General features: G+C 66.7%; 19 protein-coding genes. 2 read left to right on the top strand and 17 right to left on the bottom strand.

Annotated elements, in window-relative coordinates; genetic code table 11:
* Positions 1-22: 22 nt before the first annotated feature.
* The 4 genes from glmM to E5P2_RS12395 all read right to left on the bottom strand — a co-directional run bounded on the left by glmM (position 23) and on the right by E5P2_RS12395 (position 5028).
* Positions 23-1351 (bottom strand): phosphoglucosamine mutase, encoded by a 1329-nt coding sequence (gene glmM, locus E5P2_RS12410; RefSeq protein ID WP_162567468.1) that lies wholly within the window; start codon positions 1349-1351, stop codon positions 23-25.
* Complete coding sequence (folP, locus tag E5P2_RS12405) at positions 1348-2208, bottom strand: dihydropteroate synthase (RefSeq protein ID WP_162567467.1); 861 nt, start codon at positions 2206-2208, stop codon at positions 1348-1350. Before folP ends, glmM begins: the two co-directional genes overlap by 4 nt.
* Before the next feature lie 65 nt (positions 2209-2273).
* Positions 2274-4193, bottom strand: a complete 1920-nt coding sequence (ftsH, locus tag E5P2_RS12400; RefSeq protein ID WP_162567465.1) for an ATP-dependent zinc metalloprotease FtsH — start codon at positions 4191-4193, stop codon at positions 2274-2276.
* Between the two features lie 166 nt (positions 4194-4359).
* Positions 4360-5028, bottom strand: coding sequence for an RlmE family RNA methyltransferase (locus tag E5P2_RS12395; RefSeq protein ID WP_162567463.1), 669 nt, complete (start codon positions 5026-5028; stop codon positions 4360-4362).
* A gap of 20 nt (positions 5029-5048) precedes the next feature.
* Here E5P2_RS12395 and E5P2_RS12390 point away from each other — a divergent pair, with 20 nt between their 5' ends.
* Together E5P2_RS12390 and E5P2_RS12385 are read left to right on the top strand one after the other, a co-directional pair.
* Positions 5049-5528: a YhbY family RNA-binding protein gene (locus tag E5P2_RS12390; RefSeq protein ID WP_162567461.1), complete on the top strand. Its 480-nt coding sequence runs from the start codon at positions 5049-5051 to the stop codon at positions 5526-5528.
* A gap of 59 nt (positions 5529-5587) precedes the next feature.
* Positions 5588-6307 carry a glycosyltransferase gene (locus tag E5P2_RS12385; RefSeq protein ID WP_162570464.1) on the top strand — a complete coding sequence of 240 codons (720 nt, stop codon included), beginning with the start codon at positions 5588-5590 and terminating at the stop codon, positions 6305-6307.
* Here E5P2_RS12385 and E5P2_RS12380 read toward each other — a convergent pair whose 3' ends face one another.
* The 13 genes from E5P2_RS12380 to bamA form a co-directional block, all read right to left on the bottom strand.
* Positions 6308-6721 (bottom strand): DUF4149 domain-containing protein, encoded by a 414-nt coding sequence (locus tag E5P2_RS12380; protein ID WP_162567459.1) that lies wholly within the window; start codon positions 6719-6721, stop codon positions 6308-6310.
* Between the two features lie 10 nt (positions 6722-6731).
* Positions 6732-7208: a transcription elongation factor GreA gene (gene greA / locus E5P2_RS12375; RefSeq protein WP_162567457.1), complete on the bottom strand. Its 477-nt coding sequence runs from the start codon at positions 7206-7208 to the stop codon at positions 6732-6734.
* Positions 7209-7271: 63 nt separating this feature from the next.
* On the bottom strand, positions 7272-8141 hold the full coding sequence (locus E5P2_RS12370; protein ID WP_162567455.1) for a Kdo hydroxylase family protein: 870 nt from the start codon (positions 8139-8141) through the stop codon (positions 7272-7274).
* Between the two features lie 10 nt (positions 8142-8151).
* The gene (gene carB / locus E5P2_RS12365) at positions 8152-11388 is read right to left on the bottom strand and encodes a carbamoyl-phosphate synthase large subunit (protein WP_162567453.1); all 3237 of its coding nucleotides are present in this window, start codon (positions 11386-11388) and stop codon (positions 8152-8154) included.
* On the bottom strand, positions 11381-12565 hold the full coding sequence (gene carA / locus E5P2_RS12360) for a glutamine-hydrolyzing carbamoyl-phosphate synthase small subunit (RefSeq protein WP_162567451.1): 1185 nt from the start codon (positions 12563-12565) through the stop codon (positions 11381-11383). Before carA ends, carB begins: the two co-directional genes overlap by 8 nt.
* Positions 12566-12702: 137 nt before the next feature.
* Entirely contained in the window at positions 12703-13551 is an 849-nt protein-coding gene (locus tag E5P2_RS12355; protein ID WP_162567449.1) for a TrmH family RNA methyltransferase, read from the bottom strand.
* Complete coding sequence (gene rnhB, locus E5P2_RS12350) at positions 13548-14249, bottom strand: ribonuclease HII (protein WP_162567446.1); 702 nt, start codon at positions 14247-14249, stop codon at positions 13548-13550. The genes E5P2_RS12355 and rnhB overlap by 4 nt, the downstream gene beginning before the upstream one ends.
* On the bottom strand, positions 14221-15366 hold the full coding sequence (lpxB, locus tag E5P2_RS12345) for a lipid-A-disaccharide synthase (protein ID WP_174262664.1): 1146 nt from the start codon (positions 15364-15366) through the stop codon (positions 14221-14223). The genes rnhB and lpxB overlap by 29 nt, the downstream gene beginning before the upstream one ends.
* Before the next feature lie 7 nt (positions 15367-15373).
* Positions 15374-16162, bottom strand: coding sequence for an acyl-ACP--UDP-N-acetylglucosamine O-acyltransferase (gene lpxA, locus E5P2_RS12340; RefSeq protein ID WP_162567444.1), 789 nt, complete (start codon positions 16160-16162; stop codon positions 15374-15376).
* Between the two features lie 13 nt (positions 16163-16175).
* Positions 16176-16619, bottom strand: a complete 444-nt coding sequence (gene fabZ, locus E5P2_RS12335) for a 3-hydroxyacyl-ACP dehydratase FabZ (protein WP_162567442.1) — start codon at positions 16617-16619, stop codon at positions 16176-16178.
* The gene (gene lpxD, locus E5P2_RS12330) at positions 16616-17602 is read right to left on the bottom strand and encodes a UDP-3-O-(3-hydroxymyristoyl)glucosamine N-acyltransferase (protein WP_162567440.1); all 987 of its coding nucleotides are present in this window, start codon (positions 17600-17602) and stop codon (positions 16616-16618) included. Before lpxD ends, fabZ begins: the two co-directional genes overlap by 4 nt.
* A 14-nt stretch (positions 17603-17616) precedes the next feature.
* Complete coding sequence (locus E5P2_RS12325; protein WP_162567438.1) at positions 17617-18177, bottom strand: OmpH family outer membrane protein; 561 nt, start codon at positions 18175-18177, stop codon at positions 17617-17619.
* On the bottom strand, positions 18177-20591 hold the full coding sequence (gene bamA, locus E5P2_RS12320; protein WP_162567436.1) for an outer membrane protein assembly factor BamA: 2415 nt from the start codon (positions 20589-20591) through the stop codon (positions 18177-18179). The genes E5P2_RS12325 and bamA overlap by 1 nt, the downstream gene beginning before the upstream one ends.
* Between the last annotated feature and the right edge of the window lie 26 nt (positions 20592-20617).

The following is a 20617-nucleotide window of genomic DNA, read 5'->3' as shown; positions in this document are numbered from 1 at the left end:
TTCTTCAGGCGCGCATTGCGCGTCAGCCCAGGGTGGCGGCGAGGCGGCGTGCGCAAGCCTCGGCCTGCGCCGCGTCGCGCGCCTCGACCATCACACGCACCAGCGGCTCGGTGCCGCTCGCGCGGATCAGGACACGGCCCGCTTCGCCCAGCTCCGCTTCAGTGCGGAGGATCTCGTCGGCGAGCGCGGCATTGCCCTTCCAGTCCTGGCCTTCGGCCAGGCGGACGTTGACGAGGGTCTGCGGAAACAGCGTCATGCCGGCCAGCAGCTCGTCCACCCGCTTGCCGCTGCGCACGCAGGCCTGCAGCACCTGCAGCGCGCTCACGATGCCGTCACCAGTCGTGTGGCGGTCCAGCGCGAGCAGATGGCCCGAGCCCTCGCCGCCGAGCAGCCAGCGGCGCTTCTCGAGTTCCTCCAGCACATAGCGGTCGCCCACGCGGGCACGCACGAATTCGACGCCCTGCACGCGCAGCGCCATCTCGACGGCCTTGTTGGTCATCAGCGTGCCGACCACGCCGGAGGGCTTCTCGCCGCGCACGATGCGCTCCATCACCATCAGGTAGAGCAGCTCGTCGCCGTTGAAGAGCCGCCCGCTCGCATCCACCAGCTGCAGCCGGTCCGCGTCGCCGTCGAGCGCGATGCCGTAGCTGGCGCTTTGCGCGCGCACCGCCTCGATCAGCGCCTGAGGATGCGTGGCCCCGAAGCCCTTGTTGATGTTCAGCCCGTCGGGCGCGCAACCGATGCTGACCACATCCGCGCCGAGCTCGTGGAACACCTGCGGCGCGACCTGGTAGGCCGCGCCGTGCGCGCCGTCGACCACCAGCTTCAGCCCGCGCAGCGTGAGGTCGTAGGCGAAGGTGCTCTTGCAGAACTCGATGTAGCGGCCCGATGCATCGTTGAGCCGGCGCGCCTTGCCGATCTGTGCCGAATCGGCCCAGACCGGCGGCTCCTCGAGCGCCGCTTCGACCGCCAGCTCCCATTCATCGCTGAGCTTGGTGCCCTGCGCGCTGAAGAACTTGATGCCGTTGTCGGGGTAGGCGTTGTGGCTGGCACTGATCACCACGCCCAGGCTGGCACGCTGCGCGCGCGTGAGGTAGGCCACGCCCGGCGTCGGCAAGGGGCCGAGCAGCACGACATCGACGCCCGCGGAATTGAAACCCGATTCGAGCGCCGATTCGAGCATGTAGCCCGAGATCCGCGTGTCCTTGCCGATCAGCACCGTCGGGCGCGTCTCGGTCTTTCGGAGCACGCGGCCCACGGCATGCGCGAGTCGCAGCACGAAGTCGGGCGTGATCGGCGGCTTGCCGACCGTGCCGCGAATGCCATCGGTGCCGAAGTATTGTCTTGTCATGGGTCTTGCCCCTCTTCTTGTCCTTGCTGTTTCATCGCTTGCCACACGGCCAGCGCCGCGACGGTCTCGCGCACATCATGCACGCGCACGACCGACGCGCCGTGCTCGACGGCCAGCACGGCCGCTGCCACGCTCGGCACCATGCGCCCGGCCGCGGCCTCGATGCCGGCCACGGCGCCGAGCGAGGACTTGCGCGACCAGCCGGCGAGCACCGGCCAGCCGGCGGCGACCAGCTCATGCTGGCGTGCGAGCAGCGCGAAATTCTGTGCGGTGGTCTTGCCGAAACCGATGCCGGGATCGACCACGATGCGCGCCGCGTCGACGCCGAGCGCCACCAGCGCCTGCGCGTGCTGCGCCAGGAACGAGCGTACCGCGGGCACTGCGTCGCCCTCCATCGGCGCCGCCTGCATGGTCTGGGGGTCGCGGTGCATGTGCATCAGGCAGATACCGCACGACGGGTGCTGTGCCACCGCTTCGCGCGCGCCCTGCCTGCGCAAAGCCCAGATGTCGTTGACGATGTCGGCGCCGAGCTCGAGCACGGCGCGTATCACTTCGGGCTTAGAGGTATCGACCGAGACCGGGACCCCGAGTTTGAGCGCCTCGCGCAACACCGGCAGCACGCGCGCCAGCTCCTGTTCCAGCGGAACGGCCGGACTGCCCGGTCGGGTCGACTCGCCGCCGATGTCGAGAATGTCGGCGCCCTCCTCCACCAGCCGCACGCAATGCCGCACGGCCGCCTCGGTCGAGGCATGCGCGCCGCCATCGGAGAAGGAATCCGGCGTGACGTTGACGATGCCCATCACGCGCGGCTGCGCGAGGTCGATCGCGAAGCGCGTGGTGCGCCAGACCGCCGTCATGCCGAAGCGGCCCCATGAAAAAACGGGGCCCGAGGCCCCGTCGATCGCCAGCGCAACATGCTCGGTCAGGCTGCGGTGGGTGCAGGATCCGGGTTCACCGCCGGCGTGCCGCCGCTGCCACCGCCACTGCCCGACGGCGGGATGCGCGGTGCCCAGTCCTTGGGCGGGCGCGGCGCGCGGCCGGCCATGATGTCGTCAAGTTGCTCGGAATCGATGGTTTCCCATTCGAGCAGCGCCTTCGCCATCGCGTGCATCTTGTCGCTGTTCTCCTCGATCAGGCGGCGCGCCAGGGCGTACTGCTCGTCGATGATGCGGCGCACCTCGGCATCGACCTTCTGCATGGTCGATTCGCTCATGTTGGTGGTCTTGGTGACCGAGCGGCCGAGGAACACTTCGCCCTCGTTCTCGGCGTAGACCATCGGGCCCAGCGATTCGGTCATGCCATAGCGCATCACCATGTCGCGCGCGATCTGCGTGGCGCGCTCGAAGTCGTTGCTGGCACCGGTGGTCATCTGGTGCATGAACACTTCCTCGGCGATGCGGCCGCCGAACAACATGCTGATCTGGTTGAGCATGTATTCGCGGTCGTAGCTGTAGCGGTCCTGCGCGGGCAGGCTCATCGTCACGCCCAGTGCGCGGCCGCGCGGGATGATCGTGACCTTGTGGACCGGGTCGCACTTGGGCAGGAGCTTGCCGATCAGCGCATGGCCGGACTCGTGGTAGGCCGTGTTGCGGCGCTCTTCCTCGGGCATGACCATGCTCTTGCGCTCGGGGCCCATGAAGATCTTATCCTTGGCCTTCTCGAAGTCCTGCATCTCGACCACGCGCGCATTGCGGCGGGCGGCCATCAGTGCGGCCTCGTTGCACAGGTTGGCCAGGTCGGCGCCCGACATGCCGGGCGTGCCGCGCGCGATGATGCTCGGGTTGACGTCCTGGCCGAGCGGCACCTTGCGCATGTGCACGTTGAGGATCTGCTCGCGGCCGCGGATGTCGGGGAGCGTCACGTAGACCTGGCGGTCGAAGCGGCCCGGGCGCAGCAGCGCGGCGTCGAGGATGTCGGGCCGGTTGGTCGCGGCGACCACGATCACGCCGAGGTTGGTCTCGAAGCCGTCCATCTCGACCAGCATCTGGTTGAGGGTCTGCTCGCGCTCGTCGTTGCCGCCGCCGAGGCCGGCACCGCGCTGGCGGCCGACGGCATCGATTTCGTCGATGAAGATGATGCAGGGCGCGTTCTTCTTGGCGTTCTCGAACATGTCGCGCACGCGTGCCGCGCCGACGCCGACGAACATCTCGACGAAGTCCGAGCCCGAGATCGAGAAGAACGGGACTTTGGCTTCACCGGCAATGCCCTTGGCCAGCAGGGTCTTGCCGGTACCGGGCGGCCCGACCAGCAGCAGGCCGCGCGGGATGCGGCCACCGAGCTTCTGGAACTTGGCCGGGTCCTTCAGGAAGTCGACGACCTCCTTGACTTCTTCCTTGGCCTCGTCGCAGCCCGCGACGTCGGCGAAAGTGACCTGGTTGTTGTTCTCGTCGAGCATGCGTGCCTTGCTCTTGCCGAAACTGAAGGCGCCTCCCTTGCCGCCCCCCTGCATCTGTCGCATGAAATAGACCCAGACGCCGATCAACAGCAGCATCGGCCCCCAGCTCACCAGCAGCGTCATGAGCAGCGAACCTTCTTCGCGCGGCTTGACGTCGAACTTGACGTTGTTGGCGATCAGGTCGCCGATCAGGCCGCGATCGAGGTAGGTGGCGGTCGTGCGGATCTTGCGGTCGTCGGTGGTGATGGCGACGATCTCGCTGCCGCTCTGACCTTCCTGGATCGTGGCGCTCTTGATGCGGTTGCCGCGGACTTCCTCGAGGAAGTCGGAGTAGCCGATATTGCCTGCACCGGCCGTCCCGCGGGTGTCGAACTGCTTGAACACAGTGAACAACACCATCGCAATGACGAGCCAGACGGCAACCTTGGAAAACCACTGATTGTTCAAACGAAGCTCCAGTCGAAGGCGCGTTGCATCGAAAAAGAAAACGCGCTGAGGGCACGCAATTGGCACCCATTTTAGGCTTTTCAACCTGCGAAACGTGGCAATTTTCCGTGAGCGGCCATAGGGGCCGAGCGGTTTTAGGCCGAATTGGCGAAATCGCGCCGGCGTATCAATTCGTATCCGCCCTTTTGATTCCCATGCCCACCATGAAGGTCTCGGACGATTTGTCGCGCGAGGCCTTGGGTTTCATCGGCTTGACGACGCGGAAGTTGTCCTTGAAAAGCTTCGTCAGCTCGCTGTAGCCGCTGCCATGGAACAGCTTGGCGACCAGTGCGCCTTCAGGCTTCATGTGGCGCTGCGCAAAGTCGATCGCAAGCTCCACCAGGTGCGCGATGCGTGCCGCGTCGGCCGATTCGATGCCCGAGAGGTTGGGCGCCATGTCGGAAACCACCACATCGGCGAGCCGGCCACCCATGGCGCGCTCGAGCCGCTCCAGCACCTCGGCCTCGCGGAAATCGCCCTGAAGAAAAAGCACGCCCTCGATCGGCTCCATCGGCAGCATGTCCAGCGCGATGATCGTGCCCGCGAGTTCGCCGACCGCCGCACCCGTCGGCGACAGCCTGCGCCGCACGTACTGGCTCCAGGCGCCCGGCGTCGAGCCCAGATCGATCACCAGCTGCCCGGGCTTGATCAGGCCCAGCGTCTCATCGATCTCCTTGAGCTTGTAGGCGGCGCGCGCCCGATAACCCTCCCGCGTGGCCAGTTTCACATACGGGTCGTTGATGTGGTCATGCAGCCATGCCTTGTTGACCTTCTTGCTTTTCGGTTTGGGGTTCATTGACACTCGATAATACGGGGATGCCCGCCATTCAACTGACCCCCGCGCAGCGCAAGGTGCACCGCTCCGAAGCGCACCATCTGGATCCGATCGTCATGATCGGCGGCGACGGACTGACGCCGGCCGTCAAGAAGGAGACCGACGCCGCCCTCAAGGCCCACGGCCTGATCAAGGTGCGCGTCTTTTCCGACGACCGGACGGCACGCGAAGCCATGCTGCAGAGGCTCGCCGACGAACTGGACGCCGCGCCGATCCAGCACATCGGCAAGCTGCTGGTCCTCTGGCGGCCGGTGCCCGACAAGGAACGCGCCGTCGACGAGGACCGCATGCCCGGCCCGCGCGACGTCAAGGTGCTCAAATACAGCAAGCGCGGCGGCCAGCGCCCCGAGATCAAGACCCTGCGCGTGCTCGGCAACCAGCGGCTCACGCCGGGCGGCACCGTCAAGCGCGCCAAAGCCAAGAGGCCGCTGTCGGTCAAGAAGCGCCGACAGGCCGACTGACAGTGACGGCAGTGGAGACGAAGCCTGGTGTTGCGCCGGTGACCCGGCACGTGCTGTGCATGAAGTGGGGCACCAAGTACGGCCCCGACTACGTCAATCGCCTCTATGCGATGGTGCGGCGCCATCTGAGCGGCGAATTCAGCTTCGTCTGCCTGACCGACGACAGCGAAGGCATCCGCAGCGAGGTCCGCTGTTTTCCGATTCCGCCGCTCGACCTGGAACTCGCGCCGGGACAGGTGGACCGCGCATGGAAGAAGCTCACCACCTTCGAGCACGACCTGCACGGCCTGCGCGGCACGGCGCTCTTCGTCGACCTCGACGTGGTCGTGGTCGGCAGCCTCGACGCCTTCTTCGAGCAGCCCGGCGAATTCCTGATCATCCACGACTACGAACGGCCCTGGCGCCGCCGCCGCATCACGGGGAACTCCTCGGTCTATCGCTTCGAGCTGGGCGCGCATCCCGACGTGCTGGCGCATTTCCGCGCGAACATGGACGCGGTGCAGGCGCAGTACCGCAACGAGCAGACCTACCTGTCGGACTTCATGTACCGCAAGGGCCAGCTCGCCTACTGGCCCGAAGCGTGGTGTCCGAGCTTCAAGTACCACGGCATCCCGACCTGGCCCACCAACTACTGGCGCGAACCCTTCGTGCCGCCGGATGCGCGCATCGTGGTCTTTCACGGGGAATGCAATCCGCCGGACGCGCTGGCGGGCCGGCGCAACCGGCGCTTCCGGTTCATCCGCCCGGCGCGCTGGATCACGCAGTTCTGGAAGGCCTGATCAGGCGGTCCGGCGGCCCATCCGCCACAAGAGAATGCCCGCGCAGACCCATTGGCCCAGGTACATGCCGCTGCCGAGGCCATGCCAGAGCCTGAGGTTCTCGCGCGCGAGGATGTGAGGTGCCACCGCATACTGCTGCAGCAGGGCCAGCAGCAGCGCGATCACGGTCAGGGAAATCGTGGTGCGCGCAGGGCCATCGATGGACGCGCCGGCGCCGGCCCGGGCGTGGACCAGCAGCACCAGCCCGCAGCCGAGTGCGATCCAGGTCTGCGCGGCGAACAGCTCGCCAGCGAAATTACCCGCGACGGCCGGGTTGCCAAGGCGCGCGAACAGCATCGGCACCACCAGAAAGCCAATCGTCGTCAGGCTGCCCCACCAGAAGGCGGCCAGCATCAGCGCGATCCGAGCCTTCATGCGCTCTCCGTCAGAGGTAGCTGACCTTGACGATCTCGTAGTGCTTCACGCCGCCGGGCGCCTGCACCTCGGCGGTGTCGCCCTCCTCCTTGCCGATCAGCGCGCGCGCGATCGGGCTGGACACGTTGATGAGCCCGAGCTTCAGGTCGGCCTCGTCCTCGCCCACGATCTGGTATTTGACCGCTTCGCCGGTCTTCTCTTCCTCGAGCTCGACCGTGGAACCGAAAACGACCTTGCCGCCCGCATCGAGCCCGGACGGATCGATGATCTGAGCGGCCGACAGCTTGCCCTCGATGTCCTGGATGCGGCCTTCGATGAAGCCCTGACGGTCCTTGGCGACCTCGTACTCGGCGTTCTCGCTGAGGTCGCCCTGGGCCCGGGCTTCAGCGATCGAGTTGATCACCCACGGCCGATCGACGGTCTTGAGCCGGTGAAGTTCTTCGCGCAGCTTCTCTGCGCCGCGCTTGGTGATGGGAATGGTTGCCACGTTGTTTGCTCCATAAAGCGAAACCGCCGAACGATGCCGTTCGGCGGTCGAAGGGAGAGAAGATCAGACGAGCGAGCGTCCGGTCAGCCGGCTCAGGATGGCGAGCGGGCTCGAATCCGGATTGTATTGCCTTGCGGCGGGCAGGTGCAGCGTCTGCTCGAGCATGTACTGCCCGGACATCACGGCGTGCGAGGTCTGGTCCGAGAAACACACCCACACCGAGCCCGCGGGAAAGGGCACGGTCTCCTGCTCGGCGCTCTTCTGGTAGTCGAGGTCCGACTTCATGCCATCGTGCAGCTGGAGCATCAGATGGTCGTACTCGCTGCGCAGCGACTTGGTCACGCGCAGCGCGCGCAGCAGCCGGGCCTGGATGCGCGAGTAAGGCTTGGCGCGCGGCAGGAAGCGCCGCGCCACTGTCTCGAAGGGCTCGCCGACGCGCCACACGCGCGGCGCGCCTTCGGGGTTGACGTTGGTGAACACGCGCAGGATGCGCTCGCCGTAGTTGGGCCGCGACGGGAACGAGTCGACGTGCAGGCGGCGATCGTCGGCGCGCCACGACTGCACGCGCGTCTCGACCTGTGCGGGCCGGTAGCTGGTCGGCGCCAGGCGCAGCGCCGGCGTGTAGTGCGGCAGCAGTCCGTGGATCAGCTGCTGCGCCTGCGCCCGGAAGCGCCCGACCATCGCCGCGACCGCGCGCTGCATCGCCTCGTCACCGGCCACGCCCTTGAGCCGCCCGTTCGCATCGAGGCTGATGTTGCGGACCTCGGGCGACAGCACCGAAGGCGCCAGCAGCGCACGCTCGGCAGGCAGCAGCTCGAAGCCCAGGCGCGGGAAATAGAGTACCTTGCCGGCTTCGAGCGCGGCGATCCAGGCCTCGTTCGGCGCCGCGGCACCCCAGTCGGCCAGGTCGAGTTCGACGAGCTGGGTTGCCATCGGCGAATGCCTACGCCAGCACGAGCTGGGCGAGCTGTTCGTGCATCTCCTGGATGGAGATCACGCCCAGTTCGTCCATGTGCCGCATGCCTTCGACAGCCGCTTCGGCACCGAAGATGGTGGTGAAGGTGGTCACGCGGGCCAGCAGCGCCGAGGTACGGATCTGGCGCGAATCGGTGATCGCGTTGCGGCGCTCTTCCACCGTGTTGATGACCAGCGCGATCTCCTTGTTCTTGATCATGTCGACGATGTGCGGCCGGCCCTCGGTGACCTTGTTGACCACCGCGCAGGCGATGCCCGCCGCGTTGATCGCCGCCGCCGTGCCCTTGGTCGCGATGAGCTCGAAACCCAGCGCGGCCAGCCCGCGCGCCACCTCCACCGCACGCGGCTTGTCGTTGTTCTTGACCGAGACGAAGACCTTGCCCGACTTCGGCAGGTGCGTGCCGGCGCCGAGCTGCGACTTCACGAAGGCCTCGCCGAAAGTCTTGCCCACGCCCATCACCTCGCCGGTCGATTTCATTTCCGGCCCGAGGATGGTGTCGACACCGGGGAACTTGACGAAGGGGAACACCGCCTCCTTGACGCTGAAGTACGGCGGCGTGACCTCGCGCGTGATGCCTTGCGAGGCCAGCGACTGGCCCGCCATGCAGCGCGCCGCGACCTTGGCAAGCTGGATGCCGGTGGCCTTGCTCACGAAAGGCACGGTGCGCGATGCGCGCGGGTTCACTTCGAGCACGTAGATGACGTCCTGCCCGTCCTTTTCCTGGATCGCGAACTGCACGTTCATCAGGCCGACGACGTTGAGCGCCTTGGCCATCGCCGCGCTCTGGCGCTTCAGCTCGGCGATCGTCTCGGCCTTGAGGCTGTAGGGCGGCAGCGAACAGGCCGAGTCGCCCGAGTGCACGCCGGCCTGCTCGATGTGCTCCATCACGCCACCGATCAGGGTGGCGCCATCGGCATCGCGCAGGCAGTCGACGTCGCATTCGACCGCGTCGTTGAGGAAGCGGTCCAGCAGCACCGGCGAGTCGTTGCTGACCTTGACCGCCTCACGCATGTAGCGCTCGAGGTCGCGCTGCTCGTGCACGATTTCCATCGCGCGGCCGCCGAGCACGTAGCTCGGACGCACCACCAGCGGATAGCCCAGCGCGGCCGCCTTTTCGAGCGCCTCGGGCTCGGTGCGCGCGGTGGCGTTGGGCGGCTGGCGCAGTCCGAGTTCATGCAGCAATTGCTGGAAGCGCTCGCGGTCTTCGGCCGCGTCGATCATGTCGGGGCTGGTGCCGATGATCGGCACGCCATTGGCCTCGAGGTCGAGCGCCAGCTTGAGCGGCGTCTGGCCGCCGTACTGCACGATCACGCCGGTCGGCTTTTCCTTGTCGACGATCTCCAGCACGTCCTCGAGCGTGAGCGGCTCGAAGTACAGCCGGTCGCTGGTGTCGTAGTCGGTCGAGACGGTCTCGGGATTGCAGTTGACCATGATGGTCTCGTAGCCGTCCTCGCGCATCGCGAGTGCCGCATGCACGCAGCAATAGTCGAACTCGATGCCCTGGCCGATGCGGTTGGGTCCGCCGCCGAGCACCATGATCTTCTTCTTGTCCGTGGGCGCGGCCTCGCACTCGTCTTCGTAGGTCGAGTACATGTAGGCGGTGTTGGTCGCGAACTCGGCCGCGCAGGTGTCCACGCGCTTGTAGACCGGACGCACACCGAGCGCACGGCGCTTGTCGCGGACCGCGGCGTCGGTGGTCTTCAACTGGCGCGCGAGCCGGCGGTCGGAGAAGCCCTTTTTCTTGAGCGCGAGCAAGGTGTCGCGATCGATGTCATCAAGCGACTTCGTCTCAAGCTCCAGCTCGATCTTCACGATCTCCTCGATCTGCACCAGGAACCACGGGTCGATCTTGGTCAGCGCGAACACCTCGTCCACGCTCAAGCCCATCGCGAAGGCATCGCCGACGTACCAGATGCGGTCCGGGCCGGGTTCGCCCAGTTCCTTCTCGAGCACTTCGCGATCCTGCGTCTTCTCGTTGAGGCCGTCGACGCCGACCTCGAGTCCGCGCAAGGCCTTCTGGAAGGACTCCTGGAAAGTGCGGCCCATCGCCATCACTTCGCCGACCGACTTCATCTGCGTCGTCAGGCGCGAATCGGCCTGCGGGAATTTCTCGAACGCGAAGCGCGGGATCTTGGTGACCACGTAGTCGATGCTGGGCTCGAAGCTCGCCGGCGTCGCGCCGCCGGTGATCTCGTTGCGCAGCTCGTCGAGCGTGTAGCCCACGGCCAGCTTGGCCGCCACCTTGGCGATCGGAAAGCCCGTGGCCTTGGAAGCCAGCGCGGACGAACGCGACACGCGCGGATTCATCTCGATCACGACCATCCGGCCGTCCTTCGGATTGATCGAGAACTGCACGTTCGAGCCGCCGGTGTCGACGCCGATCTCGCGCAGCACCGCCAGCGAGGCGTTGCGCAGGATCTGGTATTCCTTGTCCGACAGCGTCTGCGCAGGCGCCACGGTGATCGAGTCGCCCGTGTGCACGCCCATCGGGTCGAGGTTCTCGATCGAGCAGACGATGATGCAGTTGTCGGCCTTGTCGCGCACCACCTCCATCTCGAACTCTTTCCAGCCGAGCAGCGATTCCTCGATCAACAGCTCGTTGGTGGGCGAGGCTTCCAGGCCGCGCTTGCAGATGGTCTCGAACTCTTCGGGGTTGTAGGCGATGCCGCCGCCGGTGCCGCCGAGCGTGAAGCTGGGCCGGATCACGACCGGGAAGCCGACCGTCTTCTGCACCGCCCAGGCATCCTCCAGCGAATGCGCGATGCCCGAGCGCGCCGAGCCCAGGCCGATCTTGGTCATCGCGTCCTTGAACTTCAGGCGGTCCTCGGCCTTGTCGATGGCTTCGGGCGTGGCGCCGATCAGCTCGACCTCGTACTTGTCGAGCACACCGTTGCGCCAGAGGTCGAGCGCGCAGTTGAGCGCGGTCTGTCCGCCCATGGTCGGCAGGATGGCGTCGGGGCGTTCCTTGGCGATGATCTTCTCGACCGTCTGCCAGGTGATCGGCTCGATGTAGATGACATCGGCGGTGGCCGGGTCGGTCATGATCGTGGCCGGATTGCTGTTGATCAGGATGACCTTGTAGCCCTCTTCGCGCAAGGCCTTGCAGGCCTGCACGCCGGAGTAGTCGAACTCGCAGGCCTGGCCGATGATGATCGGGCCGGCGCCGATGATGAGGATGCTCTGGAGGTCGCTGCGCTTAGGCATTCTTCTGGCCTTCCTTGTGACTTTGCATGAGTGCCGTGAAGCGGTCGAAGAGATAGCCGATGTCGTGCGGACCCGGCGAGGCCTCGGGATGGCCCTGGAAACAGAAGGCCGGCCGGTCGGTGCGCGCCAGGCCCTGCAAGGTGTTGTCGAACAGGCTGATGTGGGTGGGCCGCAGGTTGGCCGGCAAGGTCTTCTCGTCGACCGCGAAGCCGTGGTTCTGGCTGGTGATGCTCACGCGGCCGTTGTCCAGGTCCTTCACCGGATGGTTCGCCCCGTGGTGGCCGAACTTCATCTTGAAAGTCTTCGCGCCGGAGGCCAGCGCCATGATCTGGTGGCCGAGGCAGATGCCGAAGACCGGGATGCCGGTGTCGATCAGTTCGCGGGTGGACTCGATCGCGTAGTCGCAGGGTTCCGGGTCGCCCGGGCCGTTGGCCAGGAAGATGCCGTCGGGCCGCAGCTTGAGCACGTCGGCCGCGGGCGTTTGCGCCGGCACGACCGTGATGCGCGCGCCGCGCTGGGCAATCATGCGCAGGATGTTCTTCTTGACGCCGTAGTCGTAGGCGACGACGTGGAACTTGGGCGTGATCTGCACGCCGTAGCCCGCGCCGAGCTTCCATTCGGTCTGCGTCCACTCATAGGTTTCCGCGACCGACACCACCTTGGCGAGGTCGAGTCCGGACATGCTGGGCGCGGCCTTGGCGGCGGCGATGGTCTGGTCGATCAGCGCCTGCGTCACGGCTTCGCCCTGCGCCAGTCCGCGGATGCTGCCGTTCTGCGCGCCCTGCGTGCGCAGATGCCGCGTGAGCCGGCGCGTGTCGATGTTGGCGATGGCGACGGTGTTGCCGCGCACCAGGTACTCGTTCAGCGTGGCGCCGGAGCGGAAGTTCGATGCGAGCAGCGGCAGGTCCTTGATGACCAGGCCCGCGGCCTGGATCCTGCCGGATTCGATGTCTTCCTCGTTGACGCCATAGTTGCCGATGTGCGGATACGTGAGCGTGACGATCTGCTGGCAATAGCTCGGGTCGGTCAGGATTTCCTGGTAACCGGTCATGGCGGTGTTGAACACCACTTCGCCGGTCGTGGCGCCGGTGGCACCGATCGAGTTGCCGAGAAAGACCGTGCCGTCTGCAAGCGCCAGGATGGCGGGCGGGAAATTTCCCTTGAGAGACAAAAGCACTGGGATCTCCGGATGGATGACGCCCAAAGCGAACCCAAGAGATGACTCGGGCGGCGCGACTTTCGTCGAGGAGTTGGCTTGCGTGCGCTGTGGGCGGGGTGTGAGCGGGAAAGCCCTTGATTATAGCCGGCGGCGCCTCAAGAACCCGCCGCGGTGGCGCTCGCATGCAGGCAAATTGCCGCGGCCGCGGCGACGTTGAGCGACTCCTCGCCGCCCGGCTGGGCGATGCGCACGTGGCGGGCGGCACGGGCCTCGAGCGCGGCGCCGACGCCCTGCCCTTCATGGCCCATCAGCCAGGCGCATGGAAACGGCAACCGGGCCTCGTGAAGCCATTCACCGCGGTGCGAGCTGGTGGCGATGCAGGGCACGGCCAGCGCATCGAGCGCATCGATCTCGACGCCTTCGATCAGCCGCAGGCCGAAATGCGCACCCATGCCGGCGCGCAGCACCTTGGGCGCCCACAGTGCCGCGGTGCCCTTGAGCGCGACGATCTGGGTGAAGCCGAAGGCCGCCGCGCTGCGCAGGAGGGAGCCGACATTGCCGGCATCCTGCAGCCGGTCGAGCACCACGGTGGGCGCGTCGGGTGCGATCGAAGGCCGTGCCGGGACGTCGAGGACGAAGCCCATCGGCGCGGGCGAGCCCAAGCCACTCACGCCGGCGAGCAATGCGTCGGCGATCACGACCGTCCTGTCGGCGACATCCGCCCACTCCACCCGTGCGGACGCCCAGACGGACTCGGCGAACACCGCGACCGCCGGCCGCAGCCCGCGTTCGCGCGCGGCCCGGCACAGATGGTCGCCCTCGAGCCAGATGCGGCCGGCCTTGCGATAGCCGCCCGGGTCCTGCGCCAGCTTGCGCAATTCCTTCAGCAGCGAGTTGTCGCGGGAACTGACGTGGTCAACCGCGCCGAGGCTCACAAGACGACCTCCGCCCTGCGGGCTGCGGGCTGCGGTGCGAGCGCCTTCGGGCGGCCGGGCGGCGCTCATGGTGCGGTCCGGACGTCGACGCGGGTTTCGACCCGCACCTCGATGCTCGCCGCCACCGACATGCCGGCCTGGGCCGCCGTCCTGGCGAGGGCCGCGGCAACGGGACTGAACGATCGACGGTGATGCACGCAGGCGCCATGACGCAGCAGCGCTTCGAGATGCTCGGGCGTGCCATAGCCCTTGTGCGCGGCAAAGCCGTAATGGGGAAATTCGGCGTGCAGCTCTGCACACAACTTGTCGCGATATACCTTGGCCAGGATCGACGCAGCCGAGATCGCCTGGACCCGCGCGTCGCCTTGCACGATGGCTTCGGCCAGCACATCCAGCGTCGGCAAGCGATTGCCGTCGACCAGCACCTTGGCCGGCTTCAGCCGCAGGCCCTCGACGGCGCGCCGCATCGCCAGCATCGTGGCCTGGAGGATGTTGTGGGTGTCGATCTCCTCGACGCTGGCCTGTGCAACCGAACAGCACAGCGCGCGGGCCAGGATCTGCTCATTGAGACGCTCGCGCTGCAGCGCGGTCAGGGTCTTGGAATCGGCCAGGCCGCGGATCGGCCGCTGGTCGTCGAGGATCACGGCCGCGGCCACGACCGGGCCCGCCAGCGGGCCGCGGCCGGCCTCGTCCACGCCGGCCAGGAGCCCGGGGGCATCCCACATCAGTTGGGCCTGCTCAGCCTTCAAGAACTTTCTGGATCGCATCGGCGCACAGTGTCGGCGTATCGCGCTGCAATTCGGCATGCAGCGCGCAAAAACGTTGTTGCAAGGCGTGAACCTTGTCCGGCGAAGCCAGCCAGGCCAACGTGGCCTCGCACAGCGCCTCGGGCGTAGCCGCCTCCTGCAGCAGTTCCGGCACCACGAAGTCGCCGCACAGGATGTTCGGCAGGCCGACCCATGGCTGCAACTGCTGGCGGTGCATCAGCCGCCACGACAGCCGGTTCATGTTGTAGGCGATCACCATCGGCCGCTTGAACAGCGCCGCCTCCAGCGTCGCGGTGCCGCTGGCGATCAGGGTGACGTCGCAGGCGGCCAGCGCGGCATGCGACTGGCCGTCGAGCAGCGTGACGCGGCCCGTCATGCCGCTGGCCTGCAGCAGCTGCTCGACCTCGGCCCGCAGGCCGGGCAGGATGGGCGCGATGAACCTGAGCGCGGGCTGCGCCTTGTGCATCAGCGCTGCGGCCGCGAAGAAGCGCGCGGTGAGATAGCGCACTTCGGAGCGCCGGCTGCCGGGCAGCAGCGCGACGACCTGCTCGTGCGCACCGAGACCGAGCGCCGCACGGGCACCGGCCTGGTCCGGCGTCATTGGAACCACGTCGGCCAGCGGATGGCCGACATAGCTGGCCGCGATGCCCTGCGCCGCGAGCAATGCGGGCTCGAAGGGAAAGATACACAGCACATGGCTGGCCGCCGCGCGCAGCTTCTCGGCGCGCTCCGGCCGCCAGGCCCAGATCGACGGGCAGACGAAATGGACCGTCTTCATGCCACGGCTGCGCAGCGCGGCTTCGAGGTCCAGGTTGAAATCCGGCGCATCGACGCCGATGAAGAGCTGCGGCCACTCGCGCAGGAGGCGCGCCCGCAATTGACGCCGGATGCCGGCGATCTCCGCATAGTGGCGCAGCACCTCGACGTAGCCGCGCACGGCGAGCTTGTCCTGCGGCCACCAGCTTTCGAAGCCGCGCGCAAGCATCTGCGGGCCGCCGATCCCGGCCGCCTGCATGTCGGGCCAACGCGCCCGCAGCCCGTCGAGCAGCAGGCCGGCCAGCAGGTCGCCCGAAGGCTCGCCCGCGACCAGCGCGAACTGGCGTGCCGCAGCGGTCATCGCTCGTTCAACGCGCAATGCCGCGCGTGGCGTGGATCAGAAAGCCGCTCATCAGCGCGACATCGCCGGCCGACTCCGGCACTTCGGTTGCGAGGGCGTCGATCGCGGCGCGGGCTTCCTCGAGCGTCTTGCCCTGGCGATAGAGCAGCCGATGCATCTGCTTCACTGCCGCGATCCGTGCCGCGGAGAAATCACGACGCCGCAGACCGACCACATTGAAGCCGCGCACGGCGAGCGGATTGCCGTCGACCAGCATGAAGGGCGGCACGTCCTGCGAGACCGCGCTGGCGAAGCCGACCATCGCGTGCGCGCCGATCGACACGAACTGGTGGATGCCCGTCAAGCCGCCGATCGTCACCCAGTCGCCCAGATGCACGTGGCCGGCGAGTGTCGTGTTGTTGGCGAGCGTGGTGTGATTGCCGACCTGGCAGTCGTGTGCGATGTGGGTGTACGCCATGATCCAGTTGTCATGGCCTACGCGCGTGACGCCGCCGGCCCCGGGCACGCCGATGTTGAAGGTGCAGAACTCGCGGATGGTGTTGCGGTCGCCGATCTCGAGCTGGGTCGGCTCGCCCGCGTACTTCTTGTCCTGCGGCACGGCGCCGAGCGACGAGAACTGAAAGATACGGCTGTCGCGCCCGATGGTGGTGCGGCCTTCGATCACGCAGTGCGCGCCGACGGTGGTGCCCGCACCGATCCTCACGTCGGGGCCGATCACGGTGTAGGGGCCTACTGTGACCGAGGTGTCGAGCTGCGCCTTCGGATCGACGATAGCCGTCGAATGAACCTGGGTCATGCCGGCCGGAGCATCAGCTGATCTGGCGCATGGCGCACATCAGGGTGGCTTCGCACGCCAGCTCGCTGCCGACCATCGCACGCCCCTTGAACTTGGAAATGCCGGCCTTCATGCGCTCGATCTCGACCTCGAGCGTGAGCTGGTCGCCCGGCTCCACCGGCCGCTTGAAGCGCGCACCGTCGATGGCGGCGAAGTAATACACCGTGTTGTCGTCCGGAACGATGTCGAGCGAATGAAAGGACAGCAGCGCTGCGGCCTGCGCCATCGCTTCGAGCATCAACACGCCAGGCATTACCGGGCGGTGCGGGAAATGGCCGTTGAAGAAGGGCTCGTTCATCGTCACGTTCTTGAGCGCCGTGATCCGCTTGCCCTTTTCCATCTCGAGCACGCGGTCCACCAGCAGGAACGGGTAGCGGTGCGGCAGCAGTTTGAGAATTTGATGGATGTCGAGCTTCATGGTTGCGGATCCTGTTTCGTCGCTTTTTCGAGTGCCTTCAAACGCTCCCTCAACCCATGCAATTGCTTGAGCGTGGCGGCGTTTTTCTCCCAGGCCGCATTGTCGTCGATGGGAAACATGCCTGTGTACTGGCCCGGCTTGTGGATCGATCGCGTGACCACGGTCGCCGCCGAGATGTGCACGCCGTCCGCCAGGGCCAGGTGCCCGAGCACGATGGCGCCGCCGCCGATGGTGCAATGGGCACCGATGACGGCGCTGCCCGCCACGCCGACGCAGCCGGCCATCGCCGTGTGCTTGCCGACGCGCACGTTGTGGCCGATCTGGATCAGGTTGTCGAGCTTGACGCCATCCTCGATCACCGTGTCCTCGAGCGCGCCGCGATCGATGCAGGTGTTGGCGCCGATCTCCACATCGTCACCGATGCGCACCGCGCCGAGCTGCTCGATCTTGACCCACGCGCCTTCGTGCGGCGCCAGCCCGAAACCGTCGGCACCGATCACCACGCCCGGATGCAGGAGGCAGCGCGCGCCGATGACGCAGTCCTCGCTGACCGTCACCCTGGACTTCAGCACGGTCCCGGCACCGATGCGCGCGCCCCGCTCGACGACGCACAGCGCGCCGATGCGGGCGTCGGAAGCGACGTGCGCCTGGGAATCGATCACTGCGCTGGGATGGATGCGCTGTGTCTCGGCCACCGCATGGGTCTTCTTCCAGAGCTGCGTGAGGCGGGCGAAATACAGGTACGGATCGGCCGTCGCGATGAACGCGCCGCGCGCGGCCGCGGCCTCCCGCATCGCAGGCGAGACGATCACGCACCCGGCTCGCGAGGCCGCGAGCTCCCTGCGGTACCTGGGATGACTCAGGAAACTGAGGGCATCGGCCTCAGCCGTCTGGAGCGGCGCGAGCCGCTCGATGGACAGCGCAGGGTCGCCCTGCAGTTCGCCCCCGAGGGCTTCGATGATCGCGCCGAGCCGCAGTGCCACGCCGGTTCGCGGCGTTACTTGCCGCTGGCAGGGGATGAAGGAGGCGTGGCGGAAGAAGCGTTCAGCGCCTTGATCACCTTGTCGGTGATGTCGTGCTTGGGATTGATGTAGATCGCTTCCTGCAGGATCGCGTCGTACTTCTCGGCCTCGGCCACCTGCTTCACCACCCGGTTCGCGCGCTCATAGACCTGCTGCAGCTCTTCGTTCTTGCGCGCATTCAGATCTTCCTGAAACTCGCGGCGGCGGCGCTGGAAGTCGCGGTCCTGGTCGATCAGGGTGCGCTGGCGTGCAGCACGCTGGCTATCGGACAGCGTGGGCGCCTCGCGGTCGAACTTCTCGGAGGCCGCCTTGAGCGCGTCGCCTTGCGCGGTGAGATCCTTTTCGCGCTTCAGGAATTCGGCCTCGAGCTTGGCCTGCGCCGCCTTGGCCGGCTGGGCCTCGCGCAGCACACGATCGGGATTCACGAAGCCGATGCGAAAGGTTTCCTGCGGCTGCGACTGCGCGTGAACAGGCGCCGCAATGAGCGCGCAGGCGGGAATCAGCAGTGCACCGGCGGCGCGAAGCAAGAGGTTCATTAGAAAGAGGTTCCGATCTGGAATTGCACGCGTTGAATTCTATCCTTCGCGATCGGGTGCAGCAGGTCGGAGTCGTCCTCCTTCTGGTAGCGGATCGGGATCGCGTAGGCCAGCCGCAGGGGCCCGAGCGGCGAGATCCAGCTGACACCCAGGCCGATGGAGGCGCGGATCTTCTGCTGGGCTTTCCATTGGGCATCGGTGACGTACGGCTGACGGTCGCCGAACACGTTGCCGGCGTCGAAGAAGCCGTAGAGGCGCAGCGTGCGGTCGTTGCCCGCGCCGGGGAACGGCGTGCTGAGTTCGGCGTTGAAGATGGCCTTCTTGGTGCCGCCGAGTGCGGCGCCGTCCGTCTGGCCCAGCAGCGGAACGTCCTTGGGGCCGAGCGAGTTCTGCTCGAAGCCGCGGATCGAACCGAGGCCGCCCGCATAGAAGTTCTTGAAGATCGGGAACGCCTTGTTGCCGATCGCCTTGCCGTAGCCCACCTCGCCGTTGATCGAGGCGGTGTATTGCTTGTTGATCGGGAAGAATTGCTGATACTGGTAGCTGGACTTGAAGTACCGCATGTCACCCCCCACACCGACCTCGAGGTTGGCGCGCTGCAGGCGTCCCTTCGTCGGCACGAGCGCGCTGTCGCGATCGTCGCGCGACCAGCCGACGGTCAGGGGAATGCCCCAGATGTTGTCCTTCGAGCAGGACGTGATGATGTCGAACGCATTCGCCGTGCAGCCGAAATAGGTCTGGTAGGCGTTGGGCACGAGGAACGTGAAGTTGGTGCCGGGGTTGAAGTGGTAGCGCTCGATGCCGGCGCCGAAGAAGACGGTATCGACTTCGCTGAACGGCACGCCGAAACGGATGCTCGCGCCGTCGTTGACCAGCTGATAGTCGCCGTCGGCACTGTAGTAGGGTCGTGTGGTCGTGTGGTAGAGGCTGAAGCTGCGCGAGATGCCGTCCTTGGTGAAGTACGGGTCGGTGGCCGTCACCGAGAGCGTGCGGGCATAGTGGCTGGTATTGACCTGCACGCCCAGGAAGTTGCCCGAGCCGAACACGTTCTCCTGCGAGATGCCGAAGGTGAGCGACACCTTGTCGGCACTGGAGAAGCCGGCGCCCAGTTGCAAGGTGCCGGTCGGCTTCTCGGTCACGCTGATGGTCAGATCGACCTGGTCGGGCGAGCCCGGGACTTCCTGCGTGTCGACGTTGACCTCGGTGAAGAAGCCCAGCCGGTCGACGCGGTCGCGCGACAGCTTGATCTTGTCGCCGTCGTACCAGGACGCCTCGTACTGGCGGAATTCGCGCCGGATCACTTCGTCGCGCGTGCGGTTGTTGCCGCTCACGATCACGCGTCGCACGTAGACACGGCGTGCAGGTTCACCCTGCAGGGTCAGCGAGACGCGGTTGTTGACGCGGTCGATCTCGGGCTCGGCCTGGACGCGTGCGAACGCATAGCCGAAGGTGCCGAAGTAGTCGGTGAAGGCCTTGGTGGTCGCCGTCACGTCCTCGCCGTTGTAGGGCTCGCCGGGCTTGATGGTCACCAGCGACTTGAACTCGTCGTCGCGCCCGAGGTAGTTGCCGGCGAGCTTGACGCCGGCCACGACGAACTTCTCGCCTTCGGTGATGTTCACGGTGACCGACAGGTCCTTGCGGTCGGGCGAGAGGGCGACCTGCGTCGAGTCGATGCGGAACTCAAGGTAGCCGCGGGTGAGATAGTAGGAGCGCAGCGTCTCGAGGTCGGCGTTGAGCTTGGCGCGCGAGTACTGGTTGGACTTGGTGTACCAGCTCAGCCAGCCGCCGGCGTCCTGGTCGAACAGGTCGAGCAGCGTGGATTCGCTGAAGGCCTTGTTGCCGACGACGTGCACTTCGCGGATGCGCGCAGCCTCGCCCTCGGTCACGGTGAAGGTGAGGTTGACGCGGTTGCGCTCGATCGGCGTGACCGTGGTGACGACCTGGGCGTTGTAAAGGCTGTGGCTGACGTACTGGCGCTTGAGCTCCTGCTCCGCGCGGTCGGTCAGCGCCTTGTCGTAGGGGCGGCCATCGGTCAGCCCGACCTCGCGCAGCGCCTTTTGCAGCGCGGCCTTGTCGAATTCCTTCGTGCCGACGAAGTCGACATCGGCGATGGTCGGCCGCTCTTCGACGATCACCACCAGCACGTTGCCGCTGACGTCGATGCGCACATCCTTGAAGAGCCCCAGGTCGAACAGCGCACGGATCGCCGCCGAGCCGCGCTCGTCGTTGTAGGTGTCGCCGACGCGCACGGGCAGCGAGGCGAAGATCGTGCCGGGCTCCACGCGCTGCAGGCCTTCGACCCGGATGTCGCGAATCGTGAAGGGCTCGACGGCCCAGGCTGCCGTGGCAGCCAGTGCACCGGCGATCACCGCGGCGACGCTACGCAGGCGAAAGCGACTGAATGATGTGTTCATCTGTGAATTGAGCCAGCGCGCAAAGG

It is taken from the genome of Variovorax sp. SRS16 (assembly GCF_901827165.1).
Taxonomy (GTDB): Bacteria; Pseudomonadota; Gammaproteobacteria; order Burkholderiales; family Burkholderiaceae_C; genus Variovorax.
The sequence above is the reverse complement of the archived record's forward strand: the minus strand, read 5'-3'. Positions and strand labels throughout refer to the sequence as shown.